This is a genomic window from Sedimentibacter sp. MB35-C1 (assembly GCF_030913635.1).
Lineage (GTDB): Bacteria > Bacillota > Clostridia > Tissierellales > Sedimentibacteraceae > Sedimentibacter.
The window spans coordinates 3,502,885-3,520,884 of record NZ_CP133188.1 but is presented as its reverse complement, the minus strand read 5'-3'; the positions used below and the strand labels follow the sequence as shown (position 1 = coordinate 3,520,884).

General features: G+C 37.0%; 14 protein-coding genes and 1 other annotated feature (1 of these 15 only partly in view). Of the genes, 9 read left to right on the top strand and 5 right to left on the bottom strand.

Features of this window, described 5'->3' with window-relative positions:
* Window positions 1-113 (top strand) — a binding site (T-box leader) (it extends 139 nt beyond the left edge of the window).
* Between the two features lie 110 nt (window positions 114-223).
* The 4 genes from aspS (at window position 224) to gatB (ending at window position 5,226) form a co-directional block, all read left to right on the top strand.
* The gene (gene aspS / locus RBQ61_RS17100) at window positions 224-1,972 is read left to right on the top strand and encodes an aspartate--tRNA ligase (RefSeq protein ID WP_308140145.1); all 1,749 of its coding nucleotides are present in this window, start codon (window positions 224-226) and stop codon (window positions 1,970-1,972) included.
* A 9-nt stretch (window positions 1,973-1,981) separates the two neighbouring features.
* A complete protein-coding gene (gene gatC / locus RBQ61_RS17095) occupies window positions 1,982-2,269 on the top strand; it encodes an Asp-tRNA(Asn)/Glu-tRNA(Gln) amidotransferase subunit GatC (RefSeq protein ID WP_308138417.1) in 288 nt (95 codons plus the stop codon).
* A gap of 66 nt (window positions 2,270-2,335) precedes the next feature.
* Window positions 2,336-3,805, top strand: coding sequence for an Asp-tRNA(Asn)/Glu-tRNA(Gln) amidotransferase subunit GatA (gatA, locus tag RBQ61_RS17090; protein ID WP_308138416.1), 1,470 nt, complete (start codon window positions 2,336-2,338; stop codon window positions 3,803-3,805).
* Entirely contained in the window at window positions 3,802-5,226 is a 1,425-nt protein-coding gene (gatB, locus tag RBQ61_RS17085; RefSeq protein WP_308138415.1) for an Asp-tRNA(Asn)/Glu-tRNA(Gln) amidotransferase subunit GatB, read from the top strand. The genes gatA and gatB overlap by 4 nt, the downstream gene beginning before the upstream one ends.
* A gap of 630 nt (window positions 5,227-5,856) precedes the next feature.
* Here the strand turns inward: gatB and RBQ61_RS17080 are convergent.
* Genes RBQ61_RS17080 through RBQ61_RS17060 form a run of 5 tightly spaced genes read right to left on the bottom strand, consistent with a single transcriptional unit; the run spans window position 5,857 to window position 11,186 of the window.
* A complete protein-coding gene (locus tag RBQ61_RS17080) occupies window positions 5,857-6,426 on the bottom strand; it encodes an ANTAR domain-containing response regulator (RefSeq protein ID WP_308138414.1) in 570 nt (189 codons plus the stop codon).
* A 57-nt stretch (window positions 6,427-6,483) separates the two neighbouring features.
* Window positions 6,484-7,815: a glutamine synthetase family protein gene (locus RBQ61_RS17075; protein ID WP_308138413.1), complete on the bottom strand. Its 1,332-nt coding sequence runs from the start codon at window positions 7,813-7,815 to the stop codon at window positions 6,484-6,486.
* Window positions 7,816-7,854: 39 nt separating this feature from the next.
* Window positions 7,855-8,577: a glutamate synthase gene (locus RBQ61_RS17070; RefSeq protein ID WP_308138412.1), complete on the bottom strand. Its 723-nt coding sequence runs from the start codon at window positions 8,575-8,577 to the stop codon at window positions 7,855-7,857.
* Window positions 8,578-8,589: 12 nt separating this feature from the next.
* Window positions 8,590-10,095, bottom strand: a complete 1,506-nt coding sequence (locus tag RBQ61_RS17065) for a glutamate synthase-related protein (RefSeq protein WP_308138411.1) — start codon at window positions 10,093-10,095, stop codon at window positions 8,590-8,592.
* Window positions 10,092-11,186 (bottom strand): glutamine amidotransferase family protein, encoded by a 1,095-nt coding sequence (locus RBQ61_RS17060; protein WP_308138410.1) that lies wholly within the window; start codon window positions 11,184-11,186, stop codon window positions 10,092-10,094. The genes RBQ61_RS17065 and RBQ61_RS17060 overlap by 4 nt, the downstream gene beginning before the upstream one ends.
* 350 nt (window positions 11,187-11,536) lie before the next feature.
* Here RBQ61_RS17060 and RBQ61_RS17055 point away from each other — a divergent pair, with 350 nt between their 5' ends.
* The 5 genes from RBQ61_RS17055 to RBQ61_RS17035 all read left to right on the top strand — a co-directional run bounded on the left by RBQ61_RS17055 (window position 11,537) and on the right by RBQ61_RS17035 (window position 17,920).
* A complete protein-coding gene (locus tag RBQ61_RS17055) occupies window positions 11,537-13,627 on the top strand; it encodes a glutamine synthetase III (protein ID WP_308138409.1) in 2,091 nt (696 codons plus the stop codon).
* 238 nt (window positions 13,628-13,865) lie between these two features.
* Window positions 13,866-15,149, top strand: a complete 1,284-nt coding sequence (locus tag RBQ61_RS17050) for a glycoside hydrolase family 18 protein (protein ID WP_308138408.1) — start codon at window positions 13,866-13,868, stop codon at window positions 15,147-15,149.
* An 80-nt stretch (window positions 15,150-15,229) separates the two neighbouring features.
* Window positions 15,230-16,480, top strand: a complete 1,251-nt coding sequence (locus tag RBQ61_RS17045; RefSeq protein ID WP_308138407.1) for a hypothetical protein — start codon at window positions 15,230-15,232, stop codon at window positions 16,478-16,480.
* Between the two features lie 71 nt (window positions 16,481-16,551).
* On the top strand, window positions 16,552-17,145 hold the full coding sequence (locus RBQ61_RS17040; protein WP_308138406.1) for a hypothetical protein: 594 nt from the start codon (window positions 16,552-16,554) through the stop codon (window positions 17,143-17,145).
* Between the two features lie 145 nt (window positions 17,146-17,290).
* Window positions 17,291-17,920, top strand: coding sequence for an HAD-IA family hydrolase (locus RBQ61_RS17035; protein WP_308138405.1), 630 nt, complete (start codon window positions 17,291-17,293; stop codon window positions 17,918-17,920).
* The last annotated feature ends 80 nt before the right edge of the window (window positions 17,921-18,000 follow it).

Sequence of the window (18,000 nt, the reverse complement as noted above, 5' to 3'; positions counted from 1 at the left end):
CGCATCCGAGCGTTAAAGCGGCAAAGACATGTTAGTGTCTTTCGAGTGAGCTTGTACGCAAGTATATGCTAATTAGGGTGGTACCGCGAATGATATACTCCTTCGTCCCTTTGGGATGAAGGAGTTTTTGTATGCCCGTAATATGTCAAGCGAAGAGATTTTGCGGGTCTGCCTGGACTCAAAAGATACGAAAAAATTAAGCATATTGAAAGGATTGAAAGTTATGACAAGAATTAATGAGTACCGTACACATACTTGCGGGGAAATAAGAGAAAGCCATATTGGCAAGGAAGTAAGAGTTGCAGGATGGTTTGAAAATGTAAGAGATCACGGAGGAGTAAAATTTATTGATTTAAGGGACCACTATGGAGTGGTACAGATTGTTGTAGAAGATGAATCTCTTATAGAAGGTATAAGCAAGGAAAGCACAATTTCTGTCTCAGGCAAAGTAGTAAGAAGAGACGATGATACAATAAACGAGAAGATAGAAACAGGAACTGTGGAGATTGAGGCTGACGTAATACGAGTTTTGGGAAAAATAAGATCACAGCTTCCGTTTGAAATTACTTTGGCAAAGGAAACGAAGGAGGAACTTCGCCTTAAATATAGATTTCTTGATTTAAGAAACAGAGAAGTACACAATAACATTGTTTTTCGTTCTAAAGTTATTTCGTACCTGCGAAATAAAATGAATGAACTTGGTTTTCTGGATATACAGACACCAATATTGACTGCCTCATCCCCGGAGGGAGCAAGAGATTATATTATACCAAGCAGAAAGCATCAGGGAAAGTTTTATGCTTTGCCTCAGGCACCTCAAATGTTTAAACAGCTTTTAATGGTATCGGGATTTGATAAATATTTTCAAATAGCTCCATGCTTTAGAGATGAGGATGCAAGAGCAGACCGTTCACCTGGAGAATTTTATCAGCTTGATTTTGAAATGGCATTTGCAACACAAGAGGACGTTCTTAACGTTGCAGAGGAAGTTTTGTATGATACATTCAAAGAATTTTCTGACAAAGAAGTTTCAAAACCTCCGTTTGCAAGAATACCGTACTCAGAAGCAATGCTTAAGTATGGAACTGACAAGCCGGATTTAAGAAATCCTCTTGAAATTATAGATATAAGCGATTTGTTCACGGAAACGGGCTTTGCTCCTTTCAGGAAAAAAACGGTGAGAGCGATAAATGTTCCGGGCTGTGCATCCCAGTCAAAGAGTTTTTTTGAAAAAATGCTGGATTTTGCTATGAAAATAGGAATGAAAGGCTTGGGGTATATTAAAGTTGACAATGAAATGAAGTATCAAGGGCCAATAGATAAATTTTTAACTGACGATGACAGAATGATTATTAGAGAAAGAGCTGGCTTGAAGCCTGGCGATGTAATGTTTTTCATTGCAGATGACAAAGAATATGCTCCGAAGCTGGCAGGTCAAATTAGAACAGAGCTGGCAAGCAGGTTGGGATTAATTGACGAAAATAAATTTGAGATGTGTTTCATAGTCGATTTCCCCATGTATGAAATTGATGAAGAAACAGGAAACATGAGCTTTACGCACAATCCTTTTTCAATGCCGCAGGGAGGACTTGAAGCGCTTACGGAGAAAGACCCTCTTGACATTTTGGCATATCAGTATGATATTGTATGTAATGGAGTTGAACTTTCCTCGGGTGCGGTGAGAAATCACGATACTGATATAATGATTAAGGCTTTTGAAATAGCAGGCTATACTGAAAATGATCTACAGACTAAATTCACCGCATTGTTTAATGCATTCAAGTATGGTGCGCCGCCTCATGCAGGCATGGCACCGGGGATAGACAGAATAATAATGCTTCTTACTGGAGAAGAAAACATAAGAGAGGTTATTGCATTTCCTATGAACAGCAATGCACAAGATTTGATGACAAATGCACCATGTGAGGTAACAGAGCAGCAGCTCAGAGAGGTTCACATAAAAATAAGGTAGGAGGTTACAATGGTTACTCGAGAAGATATTTTAAAAATCGCAAAACTTTCAAAGCTGTCGGTAGACGAAAATGAAATCGAGCAGATTACGAAGGATATGTCGGAAATAATAGGCTTTGCAGATACAATTAATTCTGCTGTGGAAGATGAAGATGTTGAATTCGATGACATTAATGATATAGTCAACGCATTTCATGAGGATGTGGTAGTTGATTCCTATGATAGGGAGGAAATACTTAAAAACAGAAGCGGCGGAGAAAACGGATATTTCATGATCAAAAGAAGGAAAGTCAAATAAATACGATATCTCAATTCTGAGATAATGTTCATATTACAGAAGAATACAGAAATGATGGGAGGTATCATGGAAAGAACATTCAGTAAAATTAAACATATAAAAAAGCTTTTTGAAACAAAGCAGGTATCATGCACTGAGTTAACGTCGGAATACTTAGACAGAATAGAAGAGGAAAATAAAGTTCTGAATGCCTATATAAGGATTACAGGCGAAGAAGCATTACAAACCGCAAAGAAAGTTGATGAAAAAATAGCAAGGGGAGAGAGCCTGATGCCTTTGGAAGGAATACCTATGTCGTTGAAGGATAATATATCGACAAATGGTATTGAGACAACATGCGGCTCCAACATTTTGAAAGGATATGTTCCCATTTATGATGCAACGGTATGGAATATATTAAAAAACCAAAATGCTGTATTGCTGGGGAAAACAAACATGGATGAGTTTGCCATGGGCTCGTCATGTGAGACGTCATGCTTCGGGGGTGCTCTGAACCCTCATGATACGAGGCACGTGGCCGGCGGAAGTTCAGGAGGAGCGGCCTCATCTGTGGCAGGAAATATTGCAGTGTACGGGCTTGGTTCTGATACTGGCGGCTCTGTTAGGCAGCCTGCAAGCTTCTGCGGGCTAGTGGGACTAAAGCCTACCTACGGAACTGTTTCAAGATATGGTCTCATAGCTTACGCATCAAGTCTGGATCAGATAGGCCCCATAGCTTCATGTGTTGAGGATGCGGCTTGTATTTATGATTCAATATCTGTTTATGACAGCAATGATGCAACATCCAGGGGGTCAAGGTCAAAGACTTCCGACAAATTGGATAGAAGCATAAAGGGCATGAAAATAGGAGTAGCAAAGGAATTTTTTGATGGAATAAGAGAAGATATAAAAAAATCTATTGAAAAAGCAATAAAGGTATATGAAGATTTAGGAGCTGAAATTGTATATTTCAATATGCCGCAAATCAAGAACGTGCTTCCGGTTTACTATATAATAGCATGTGCAGAAGCATCATCAAACTTGGGAAGATATGACGGAATACGCTATGGCTATAAGTCTGAGTTGTACAGTGATGTTAACGACATGATATGCAAAACGAGAAGTGAAGGCTTTGGCAAAGAAGTACAGAGACGTATTATGCTGGGAACTTATGTGCTCAGCGCAGGGTATTATGATGCTTACTACAAGAAAGCGCAGAAATTAAGGGGCTCAATAATCAGAGCGTTCAAAAGTGCATTTGAATCATGTGATGTGTTGCTTGCCCCCACAGTTCCTACGACTGCATTTGAATTGAATTTTACGTCAAAGGATCCCATTGAAACATATTTGACAGATATTTGCACTGTTTCGGCTAACATAGCCGGCCTGCCGGCATTGTCCATACCATGCGGCTTTGATGATAAGGGGCTTCCAATAGGAATGCAGCTAATAGCTGACAGCTTTGAGGATGCGAAAATATTAAATGCGGCATATCAGTATGAGCAGCAGATGAACGGAGAAATATATAAACATTGCAACGGAGGTGAGATAATATGAGTTGGGAAATGGTTGCAGGACTTGAAACTCATGTAGAGCTTTCAACTAAGACAAAAATATTTTGCCAGTGTACAACAGAGTTTGGCGGAGAGCCGAATACCCATTGCTGCCCTGTGTGCATAGGGCTACCGGGGACACTTCCGAAGCTGAACAAGGCAGTAGTTGAATATGCAGTTAAGGCCGGACTAGCCACAAACTGCAAAATAAGAAAAATTTCAAAGATGGACCGCAAGAATTATGTATATCCGGACCTTCCTAAGGCATATCAGATATCCCAGTATGACAAGCCGCTTTGCGAGCAAGGATTCATAACATTGTCATCAGGAAAAAACATCAATATTACCCGTATCCATATAGAGGAGGATGCAGGTAAGCTTGTGCATGAACGTGGAGATGTATACGTCGACTACAACAGAGGAGGAGTTCCGCTGATAGAAATAGTATCGGAGCCTGACATAAGGAGCATTGAAGAAGCGATTGAATATATAGAAAAGCTCAGACTCACAATGAAGTATATAGGTGTGTCGGATGTAAAAATGCAGGAAGGTTCTCTAAGGTGCGATGTAAATATTTCAGTGAGGAAAAAAGGTGATGAAAAATTCGGAACCAGGACTGAAATTAAAAATATGAATTCACTGAACTTTATTTCAAAGGCAATGGAATATGAGTTTAACAGGCAGATTGACATATTGGAAAGCGGAGGAGAAATAGAACAGGAAACAAGGAGATACAACTCCGATTTAAATATTACGGAAAGCATGCGCGGCAAGGAAGATGCTGATGATTACAGATATTTTAGGGACCCGGATTTGGTTACCATATCCATTTTGGATGAAGAAATACAAAAATATAAAGAAAGCCTTCCGGAGCTTCCGGGAGAAAAGCTGGCACGGTTCATTGATGAAATGGGCTTGTCACAGGATGATGCCGAACTGTTAACTAAATATAAAAAAGTAGCTGAATATTTTGAGAAAGCTTCAGATAATGTGGAAAACAAAAAGATAACGGCTAATTATATGTTGGGAAGCATATTCAGGCGTCTTTCAACGGATACCGAGAAGGAAGAATGCAATATTCCTATTCCTCCTGAATTTTTAAACGAGCTTGTTATTTTAACAGAAAAGAAAAAGATAAACTCAAGTATGGCCAGAAATGTATTGGAGCAAATGCTTGATACAGGAAAGCCTGCGAAATCATTTATTACTGAAAAGGATATGGAAGGTATAGATGAGGATGCTCTCAGGAGTATATGCGAAAAAGCTATTGAATCGAACGAAAAAGCGGCGATTCAGTATTTGGATGGCAAAGAAAAAGCCATAGGTGCAATAATGGGATACATTATGAGAGAAACTAAGGGCAGGGCAGATGCTGTTCTGGCCAAAGAACTGGTTAAACAGATAATAAACGACAAATACAAGTAATACCGGGTTTTTTAGCAGTGTAAAAAATATTTAAAGGAGTGTCGGATTTTCTGTAACTTACTGTCAGGACAAGAATAGTATATTGTAAGCATAAAAAAAGGATTGATGAATATGCTATGTAGAATAATACCCTGGCTATTGCTCGGATACGGTTTCGGAAGGTGCAGCTGTCCTCCTCCACCACCTCCGCCACCACCGCCGAAATGCGGCTGCCGAAACAGGAGATGCTAGATTTTTTTAGTGTAAAATAAAGTAAGATGCTGCAGTAATTTTATTTGCTGCAGCATCTGATTTTTATTTGAGGATTATAAAAATGGCCGCGGTTAATATATTGAAGGATAATATTTATGATGTTATAATTCTTTATAATATACAGTAAGTAGAAAACGTTATAAAGGAAAATCGCCATGCGTAATAAGAATAATTATAAAGATATTATTATCATAGATAAAGACGGTATAATTTTATATGCAGATATAGGAAACCTTCTTCGCCAACAATACTGTGGGTAATAGTATTTTCTATACTACTTACTGGGGTTAATTTTTTTAACGTAAAGCAGTATGGTAATGTATCATCATTTTGGCTGGCAAGTCCTGGTACTGGCAGCTCGTTTTATGCTGAAATAGTTCATGATTCATATGTTTTTAATATATTTTGGGCTATTACCTGTCTGGATGTTCTCATGTCCATGGCCTGCTTTTCTATATACCGGTGTGCCTGGCTTTCTGTCATGTTTAAATATTGAATGAGCACACACTTGGCTCTTGTCACAATACGTATTTCTTCTATTTTCTGCTGTAAGGAAATATTTTCGCTTTTCAGCCCCATTATTCGTCTATTAGATGCCAGTGCAAATTTCTGAGTCTGCGTAAAAACCTGTCTTATAATAGGTTTTGCAATGATAAGAACTCCATAATTTTCAACCTTTGCCGATATATCATCAACCATTTCGTTGTTAACAATCAATATAACCCCAGATGAACTGATTTCAGTAATAGTGACTGCAAGATTATCACCGAATTCATCGGGAAGAGGAGCATTAATAACAATAATGTCATAGTCTGAATCATTTATTAAACGCCTTGCCTCGGAGCTGCTTTTAGCAGAAGATGTCTGTGTTTTTGCATTGTCATTCATCAGCTTTGATATGACTTGGATTCCTTTATCAGAGCCGCATACAATAAGTGCACTATCCATGAAATCACCACCTCTCGTATTATTTAAGCAAAGTCAGGTGCATCTTTATTTCCGGCGTCATATTTTATAAAAATAAGTAACATGCTCGAAATCATCTTTGTTTTCTGCCATTTCATGCTGCTTGCACTCTTCTAATTTTGCAGCAATATATTTCCCGAGAGTTCTTTTAGGTATACATCTTGCGATAAACTGGCTGTTCATTGCACATTCTATTGCTTTCTCCAAAGATTCCGGAATTGTTTCATAGTTTTTCAGCGTTTCGTCACCCGCCTCAAACAAATTAATGTTTGACGGAGGTTTTAGTTTCATATTTTCATTGATTCCTTCCAGTCCCGCATATATCAGCAGGGAAAATGCATAGTAAGGGTTGCAGCTGGGATCTGATGAACGAAGTTCCATTCTCGAATATATGCCGTCTGCTGCCGGTATTCTTATAAGCTGTGACCTGTTCTGATATGACCATGTTACAAATCTCGGTGCAGAATAGCTTCCCAAACGGCTGTAGGAATTAGTGAGAGGGTTCAAAAATGCGGTGATTTCTCTTATCCTATTCAAAATACCGGCTATAAAGCTTTCTGCCTCATCGGACATAATGTTTTGTCCATCATCAAATAAATTGTCAAACAAATTATTGTTATTTTTAAGCAATGAAATATTAATATGAAGGCCGCTTCCACTGTAATTTTTAAGCGGCTTGGGCATGAAGGATGCGTACAGCCCGTTTAGATGCGCTATTGTCTTAACCACCGATTTGAATGTTACGAGATTGTCTGCCGCAGACATGGCATCGCTGTATTTAAAATCAATTTCATTTTGTCCAGGGCCCTGCTCGTGATGAGAACATTCAGGGTGTATTCCCATCTGCTCTAAAGTCAGACTTATGTCTCTTCGAACATTTTCACCTTTGTCAAGAGGAGCAAGATCAAAATATGCCGCATTATCATGAGGTATTTTTGTGGGGTATCCCTTTTCATCTTCTTCAAATAAATAAAATTCACATTCCGGTCCTATTTCTACACGATATCCTTGTTTCTTCGCAACATCAACAGCTCTTTGAAGTATTTCTCTTCCGTCGCCTTCAAAAGGTGTTCCGTCCTGATATTTTATGTTGCAGTAAAACCTGACTACTCTTCCCTGTTGCGGCCTCCAAGGCAATATAGACAATGTTGAAGGATCTGGATACAGAAAAAGATCAGATTCCTCCACATTCAGAAAGCCTCTTATGGAAGAAGCATCAAATGAAATTCCGCTTTCAAATGCTCTCGGCAGTTCTTCAGATAATATAGATATATTCTTTACAGTTCCAAATATATCGCAAAAAGACAATCGAACAAATTTAACATCATTGTCATCAATAAATTGTAAGACCTCATCCATTGTATATTTCATTGGTTCACCTCCGAATAACTTTTTATTATTATACAATATTTAATTGTCGATATAAAGCTGTTTATATTGATTTTGAGCATTTGGAGTAAGCACATAAAAGTTATGAGAAAAAATTTTATCTTTATTAAAATTAAACTCAACGCAGAATTCATCGATATAGCTTTCTATTTCTCTAAGGTCATTCTTATCTGCAATGTGTGCGTTGATTTGAGATGGAATATCCTTGGGAGGGTTATTGCATCTCAAGTATATTTTTCCTCCGTACATTCCGGCAGCGCAAAAATATCCAACCGGAGGGTCATAATCGGAATTAATGCCGAGAACAATAATAATTCCACCTGCTTGATATTCACCGAGAAAGCTGCCTGCTGATCCTCCTATTACAATGACAGGCAGCTTATCACGGTATGATTTCATATGAATGCCGGTTCTGTAGCCTGCATTGCCTTTTATAAATATTTTACCTCCTCTCATGGCATACCCTGCGGCATCTCCGCTTGAACCGTGAACATATATTTTACCTTCGTTCATTGTGTCGCCGACAGCATCCTGAACATTTGCAAGTACGGTTATATTAGAACCGTTCAAGTATGAACCAAGTGCATTTCCCGGAGTTCCTTTTATAAAAATATTTTTTTCGGATAAGCCGCTTGCAATGTATCTTTGACCTATACAGTCCGTTATATTAATAGTCTTGTCATCTGAATGCTTTATGATATTGTTTAAATCCTTAAAATTGAGTTTTTCAGCATTAATAATCATAGTTGGTCTCCTTTATTCTCCGGCGTGTTTTATTCCTAATATTTCTAATTCTTTTTCGTTTAAACCTATTCCTCTTAGCATAAGGCGGTTGCCCTTGAGGGCTTCAATTGAATTTATTCCCATTCCGCCCATCATTTCTTTTATTTCACTTTTCCATGCAGAAATTAAATTATAAAGTCTTTGACTGCCTTCATCTATATCAAGTCTTTTAACAAGCTCCGGGTTCTGTGTGGCTATACCCCAGTTACAGTTTCCTAAATGACAGCTTCTGCATACGTGGCACCCCATTGCTATCATAGGAGCTGTGGCTGCATATACAGCATCTGCTCCAAGGGCAATTGCCTTTACAATATCAGAGCTGTTTCGAATGCTTCCGCTTGCCAAAATTGAAATATTTCCGCGTATTCCTTCCTCTCTGAGTCTCTGATCCACGCATGCCAGTGCAAGTTCAATTGGTATCCCCACATTATCCCTTATTCTTGTGGGGGCAGCTCCCGTTCCTCCCCTGAAGCCGTCTATTGCAATAATATCTGCACCTGAGCGGGCGATACCGCTTGCAATAGCAGATATGTTGTGAACTGCAGCTACCTTTACTATAATTGGTTTTTTATAATCAGTTGCTTCCTTTAAAGAATAGATTAATTGTCTTAAATCTTCTATAGAATAAATGTCATGGTGCGGCGCTGGCGATATGGCGGCATTTCCTTCCGGTATCATTCTTGTATTTGAAATATCACCCACTATTTTGGAACCGGGCAGATGTCCGCCTATACCGGGTTTTGCTCCCTGACCCATTTTAATTTCTATGGCGGCTCCGATTTCAAGGTATTCTTTATGAACTCCAAAACGCCCGGAGGCAACCTGCACAATTGTATTGCCGCCGTATTTGTATAGATTTTTATGAAGACCTCCTTCGCCTGTGTTATAAAGTATTCCTAATTTTTCAGATGCCCTTGCAAGACATTCATGGGCATTGTAGCTTATGGAACCGTAGGACATTGCACTAAATAGTATGGGAACAGAAAGTTCAAGCTGAGGTTCCATATCTGTTTTTATGTTTCCGTTTTTATCTCTCAATATTTTATCCGGTTTTTTACCAAGAAAAACTTTTGTTTCCATCGGTTCTCTAAGTGAATCTATTGAAGGATTTGTTACTTGTGAAGCATTTATTAAGATCTTATCCCAATAAACAGGGTATTTGCTCGGAGTTCCCATAGAAGATAACAGTACACCACCGCTTTCAGCTTGCTTATATATTTCTTCAATTGCAGTTTCGTTCCAGTTGTTGTTAATTTTGAACGCATGATCAGTTTTCACTATTTTTAATGCTGTGACAGGACACGTGGCGACACATCTGTGACAGTTTACGCATTTTCTGTTGTCAGCGGTTATTTTATTTAGTTTTTCGTTATATACGTGCACATCATTTGAACACTGGTTTATGCAGATTTTACAGCTTATGCATTTGTTATCATCTCTTATGATTTCATAATCAGGGTAGAATAAATTTGTTTTCATTTTGATGCACCTTCCTTTAACGTTGCAATAACAGGCTCTCCGCCTGCAGGCGACCAAATTTTATCTGGATTTTGCTCAATGATTCTTATAGCACATTCTTCGCTGGCTGCATAAAACATATCATTTTTTTCTGCTACTACCATTGAGCGAAGTTTGAGTCTGTCATTAAGCGCCATAATGCCGTTTTCAAATCCGAGAAGTATTGAAAATGGTCCGGTAATCAAAAGGCTGCTGAATGCATTTCTCAAATATTTCAGCTTAGCTTTTTCATTCGAGTTTTTCATTTCTATTGTTGACCAGAATGGCGCAGCTATAACATTTGCCGTTTCAGTTAGCGTAAGGCCCTGGTTTCTGACAAGATAGTCGATTATATATGTGATTACTTCTGTGTCGGTTAACAGAGTGCATTTATAACCAAACATCTCCATAAACCTTCGGTTTGTGTCGTATGATGAAATTTCTCCGTTGTGAACAACAGAAAAATCAAGCAGTGCAAAAGGATGTGCTCCTCCCCACCAACCGGGAGTGTTTGTTGGATATCTGCCGTGTGAAGTCCAGCAGTAGCCATCATATTCTTCAAGCCTGTAGAAATATCCTACATCTTCAGGAAAGCCAACAGCCTTGAAAACACCCATGTTTTTTCCGCTGGAAAACACATAAGCTCCGTTAATGTCGGAATTAATCCTTATTACACAGCGTGCGGTAAATTCTTTTTCATCCAACTGAGAGTCCGCTAATTTAGAGTGCCTTGGATATAAGAAATACCGCCATATAAGCGGTTCATCGGTTATGGAAGAAGTTTTTCTTATAGGTATTTTAGAGAGGTTTTCTATATCAAAGTGATTTTCGAGAAAGTCCTCACATTCTTTTTTTGATGCTATATTTTCATAAAAGACATGAAAAGCATAAAGTTCCTTGTACTGAGGATAAATTCCGTATCCGGCGAATCCGCCTCCAAGTCCGTTGGAACGATCATGCATAGTAGAAATTGATTTAATAATTGTTTCGCCATTAATTTTTCTGTTGTCTTTAGAGAATATTCCGGATATAGCACAACCGGAAGGGATTCTGATCTGGCCTTCTTTTTTCATAATGTCCCTCCTGAGTATAAAAAAAGGCGCATTATAACTAATGGTTATAATGAACGCCTTTGTTCATCTTCATATCAAATACAAGGTTCGCCTGCGGCGGATATTTGTATTGTTGGAATTATAATCTAATTGATATTAAATGTCAAGTTTTTTTTATATATTTAGATGCAATTATTAGAGTAGTGTAGGAATTTTTATTACAGATATTAACTTTTTTATAAATATATTAATATTTTTTTGAAAAGTTATTGACAAATATTTTAGGGATGTATATAATGCATACATAATAAAACAGCAAAGGCGCTGTAGGACTATTCCTACGGCGTCTTTTTGCTTTTCGGGAGGAAATTATGAGCTATATATCAGAGATTTTTGGAAGTATGGTATTTAATGATGAAGTAATGAAGGAAAGATTACCGAAGGAAATATATAAAGCACTCAAAGAAACAATTCAGAATGGCAGCAGCCTGGACTTAAATGTTGCAAATGTTGTGGCAAACGCAATGAAAGACTGGGCCGTAGAGAAAGGAGCTACCCATTTTACACACTGGTTCCAGCCAATGACAGGAATTACTGCAGAAAAACACGACAGTTTTATTTCCGCAACGTCTGACGGAAAGGTAATAATGGAGTTTTCAGGAAAAGAGCTGATAAAAGGCGAGCCGGATGCATCCAGTTTTCCGTCTGGAGGACTTCGTTCAACATTTGAAGCAAGGGGATATACTGCTTGGGACCCAACTTCATTTGCGTTTATTAAAGATTCGGTGTTATGCATTCCAACAGCATTTTGTTCATATGGAGGGGAAGTTCTTGATAAAAAAACGCCGCTGCTAAGGTCAATGGAAGCATTAAATGTTCAGGCGCTCAGAATACTGAGATTATTCGGAGACAAGGATACAAAGAGAATCATTACAACAGTCGGGCCTGAGCAGGAATATTTTTTAATTGATACGGAATTATTCAACAAAAGAAGAGATTTAGTTTATACAGGAAGGACATTGTTTGGGGCAAAACCGCCAAAAGGGCAGGAATTGGAAGACCACTATTTTGGAACAATAAGACCTAGAGTAGCGGAGTATATGAAGGATTTGAATGAAGAATTGTGGAAGTTGGGGATATTGGCCAAAACAGAGCACAATGAGGTTGCACCTGCGCAGCATGAGCTTGCTCCAATATTTACGAATACAAATATTGCGTGCGACCATAATCAGATGACTATGGAATTAATGAAGAAGATTGCTTCGAAACACGGACTTACATGTCTTTTGCATGAAAAACCCTTTGCCGGCATAAACGGAAGCGGTAAGCACAATAACTGGTCTGTTTCCACAAATGAAGGCATAAATTTGCTTGAGCCGGGAAACTCACCGAGAGAGAATGCAAGGTTTTTACTATTCCTGTGCTCTGTTATCAAAGCAGTAGATGATTATCAGGACTTGCTTAAAGTATCTGTTTCCACTGCCGGAAATGATCACAGGCTTGGCGGAAATGAAGCTCCTCCGGCAATTATATCTATATTTTTAGGAGATGAACTGACTTCAGTGCTCGAATCAATAGAAGGCGGTGTGGTATATGATAAGGAATACAAAAGGGAAATGGCTGTAGGTGTGGATGCGATACCGGTATTTCCTATGGATACCACAGATCGAAACAGAACATCTCCTTTTGCCTTCACAGGGAACAAATTTGAATTTAGAATGGTAGGATCGAAACTTTCTATAGCAGGACCAAATATGGTTTTGAATACTATAGTTGCAGAGGTATTGTCTCAGTTTGCTGATGTTCTTGAAAAGGCGGATGATTTTAATGAAGCGTTAAATATTCTTTTGAAGAATACCATAAAGGCACATAAGAGGATTATATTTAACGGAAACAACTATACGGATGAATGGGTTGAGGAAGCGAAAAAAAGAGGGCTGCTCAATCTGAAATCAACACCTGAAAGCCTGCCGTATTTTACATCAGATAAAAATGTTAAATTGTTTGAGAAATTTAAAATACTATCAAAGAAGGAGATATATTCAAGAACTGAGATAGTGCTTGACGAATATTGTAAGGAAATATGTATTGAGGCTCTTACATTAATAGATATAGTAAAGAAATATATAATACCGGCAGTTAATTTATATATTAAGGAATTGAGCGATACTGCAAACTCTAAAAAAGTATTTTTAATAGATGTAGATTGCGAAACAGAAAAAGCTCTGGTGCTAAAATTATCTTTGCTGATGCGTTCGCTGTACAATAAGATAGAATTGCTTGAAAATAAGCTTATAGATATTAAAAATCTGGATAATTCGAATGAATGCGCAGACTTCACCAGGAGGCACATATTTGCAGCTATGCAGGAAGTGAGAGTGATTGTGGATGAACTTGAGACAAATACTGCAAAAAAATACTGGCCATTCCCAACCTACGGAGAGCTTTTATTCAGCGTTTAATAAGCCTATCCTCCTAAATAGGATCTATATAAGGCATGTGTGATGAGAAATCATTGCACATGTCATTTTTTTACCAATAAATTCTTTTCTCTAAATAAAACTAGGATTACAAAGTAAAGTATTCTTACTATCAATATGAAAGATATTAAGATTATTTTGTGTTTGCCAATGATGCTGAAATTTTAACAATTGTTTTTTTTGTGCATATACTAATGAAAGAAAAGAAAGGGGAGAAATTATGATAATTCATGTAGTAAAGCCAGGTGATACCATATATAGTATTGCAGAACAATACAACACTACGCCTCAACAAATAATTGCTTACAATGAACTTGCCAATCCTAATGAGCTGGTGGTAGGGCAGACAATAGTAATACTCGTTCCTGACCAGGTTCATACGGTGCAGCCGGGAGATACCTTAGAAAATATTGCTCAAAGATATGGCATATCGGTTATAAATTTATTGCAGTACAATCCTCAGATTATGTATGCCGATGATATATTTCCGGGGGAACAGATAATAATAAGTCTTGATCAGGAAAAGAGAGGGCCTATTCATGTCATAGGATATGCATATCCCAACATTGACAGAACAGTTCTTATGAAAACTCTTCCGTATTTAACGTATTTAACGCTTTTCACTTACGGCATAACGCCTGAAGGAAATCTAATAGATATAGATGATGAAGAGCTTATAAGGATAGCGAGAGATTTTGGAGTTGCGCCGCTGATGTTGATTTCAACACTGACAGAAGAAGGAAAATTCAGTAATGAGCTTGCACATAGATTACTAAATGACGAAAATATACAGAACAACCTTATAGAAAATGTAGTAAATACAATGAAGGAAAAAGGATATTACGGGCTTGATATAGATTTTGAATATGTATTGCCGGAAGACAGAGATAAATTCGTTGCATTTGTTCAAAAAATGACTGACAGATTAAATGAGGAAGGATTTACTGTATTGACGGCGCTTGCACCTAAAACTTCAGCTGACCAGCCAGGGTTGTTGTATGAAGCTCATGACTATCATGCCCTTGGTGATGCATCCAACAGAGCTCTGCTTATGACATATGAATGGGGGTACACTTACGGGCCTGCAATGGCGGTTTCACCTGTTAACAAGGTAAAAGAAGTTTTAGATTATGCTGTAACTGAAATACCAAGAGATAAAATTTACATGGGAATTCCTAATTATGGTTATGATTTTGAACTGCCTTATGTTCAGGGAGTTTCAAAAGCGAATTCTATTTCAAACGTACAGGCGGTAGAGCTGGCTGATGAAGTTGGGGCGCCCATAGAATACAATGAAGTATCTCAAGCTCCATACTTTATTTACTACGATGATCAGGGGAACCAGCATCAGGTGTGGTTTGAAGATGCCAGAAGCATAGAATCCAAGCTGGATATTTTTTCGGATTATGGCTTTGAAGGAGTAGGGTACTGGAATATCATGAGATATTTCCCTCAAAATTGGCTTGTGCTAAGCTCATTATATGACATTTCAAAACTAATATAATCAAAGCTTGCCATAAAAAAGTAATGTTACAGAAATTTTAGCATATATTTTTGTAACAGGTATTTTGTAGGAGGGAATTCATGAATAATAAAAACTATAGAGTAATGAAGTTTTTTGAACAGATAAATAAGAAGGACAGATCAAGGGGTTATGTTCGCCTTGACATAAGGGGCATAAGGGGAAATATAATTGTATCTGTGGAAAATTTAGGTGATGCAAAAACAAGCAGCGAAGTATATTTGTATAAGGATAGGGATAACAAAATAAAACTTGGCGAAATTAATAACAAAAAAGGTATGCTCAAAAAGCTGTTGACATTTGGAAATAACAATGCAATTGAAGATTACAATGTTTGTGCTGTAGTAAAGGACAAAAAAATATCTATGTACACAAACTTGTTTAATGCAACATCTGTCGAGCATATAAAAAAACTAGAACTGGATGAAGATGATATTGTTATTGAGGGAGATACCGTAGAAGAAAGCAAATCGATTTCTGAAAAAGCGGATGAAGATAAACTTTCCAATAAAACTGCAAATGAGAAAGTAGAAGTTCCTGACGTTGCAAACAAAACAGACGACAGAAAAAAACAAAACGAATTGACGGAAAAACAGAAAACAGAAGAAACCAAAGAAATAATAGAAAAACCAGATAAATTTGATGAAGAGCAATCAAAAATAGAAGAGGCTTCGCACAAAACAGAAGAAACCAAAGAAATAATAGAAAAATCAGATAAAGTTGATGGAGAGCAATCAAAAATAGAAGAAGCTTCACGTAAAAAAGACAATATGAAAAAGACAACCGTAAATTCTGCTATCAATATAGATGAAAATAGTAAGAAAGAAAAAGACATTCCGGCAGAAGCACAGTCGAGGAAGTACAGAAATAAATTTGACGAGAGCCTATATAATATTTTAAAAGAGTATAAACAGGTCGAGCCGTTATCTGTAAAAATAAAGAGCTTTTATTGGTGGTACATACCATATGATGAATCGGGAATTAAAAATGGATTCCTGCCGTATTATAATCAAATAGTCAGCTCGTACTATCCATATCCAATGTCAAATCGTGTAACCACGTGCAGCAGTCTCATGAAAAAATACGGGCATTATATTTTTGGTGTATATAAAGAAAAAGGTGATGTTATCAAGTTTGTATATGGAATTCCTGGCGAATTTTCCAAGGAAGAACAGCCTTACAAAGGGGTGACGGGTTTCAAAAATTGGTCATACAGCAATAAGGATAATTATGACAAACATGGTTACTGGCTTGCATTTGTTAATCCAAAAACCGGAGAAACCACAGAACCTCCTGAGATCGCATTATCATAAATATTACTGTACAAACTTTTATTATTTTGGTATAATATACGAGAATATTTTAAAAGGAGTTAAAAATACAAATGCCGCCAATAAGTACCAACATGCACTTTGGTAAATTGTTTATAGAAAATTTTAAAGCAGGTATTCATGTTCCCAGCTTTATCATAGGTATGATGTCGCCGGACACAATCACCGAAGATGATTTTGAGGAGATGCATACATTTGATGAGGATGGCAATATAGACGTTCGAGAATTTTATGAAAAGTTTAATCTAAATAAACTTAATAATGTTCAGAAGTCATTCATATTGGGATACTACTGTCACTTGTGGTTTGATGAATACTATAAATTTAATGCAAGCAAGCTCACTCTTCACAACAGTGTGGATTTGAGTGATGATGAACTGGGTGCGGCAGTAGGAACAATTTTGAGATATTATGATAATAAAGCTATAAATAACTTCTTTGAAAAGTATATTAAAGAAATAGTTGAATTTAACAGTAATATAAATTTAAAGGAGCTCGGCAGTATTAGTATCAAAAATTCTAAAGAAAAGATAATAGAATTTTTAAACGAGCATGTACCTGAGGTTACTTACCCAAATCTGATTGAAGAACAGGAATATATGAGCTTTATAAAAAACGGATGCAGTAAAATTATGAAATCATTGTAACATAAAAACTCCTTAACAAGGAGTTTTTTAAAATTGCAAAAAAATTTATAAATTAAAAATTGACTGGATAGATAAAATATAATATAGTTGAACAAGTACTTGTATTATGCTATTATTTATGGATAAATTAGATTAAGGATGGATTATGGTGAAATATAAATATGTATTATTTGATTTCGATGGAACGTTGGCAGATACTGAAGAAGTTAATTTTGTTATATATCAGAAGCTGGCGGAAAAATATAATTTGCGAAATATTACCATAGATGAATTAGGGCATATCAAGAAAATGAGCGCAAGAGAATTGATGGCTTATGTGGAGCTTAAGAAAAGATACCTGCCTTTTATTCTTAAAAGAGGGAAAAAACTTTTAAAACACGACATAAGGAACATTAAACCATGCAAGCACGATATATTCAATACAGTTTCAGTACTAAAGTCTATGGGAATAAGTACGGCAATTATTACCACTAATTCAAAGACAAACGTTCAGATGTTTTTAGAAGAACAAAATGCGGATATTTTTGATTTCATTGCAAGTTCATCCATGTTCGGAAAAGAATCTAAGTTGAAAAAAGTAATAAAAAAAGAAAAATTGGATTTGAAAGACGTTCTTTATGTGGGAGATGAAATAAGGGATATACATGCTGCAAAAAATACGGGGATAGATATAGCGTCAGTAGCGTGGGGTTACAATACTGTGGAAAGTTTGAAAAAACATAAGCCGGAATACTTGATATATGAGCCCTGCGAGTTGATAAACATATGTAGGTAAAAAGCAATAACACGAACTTTACTATATAAAAAAGATAAATATTTCGTATATATAACATACAATTTTGTTGCATTATGAAA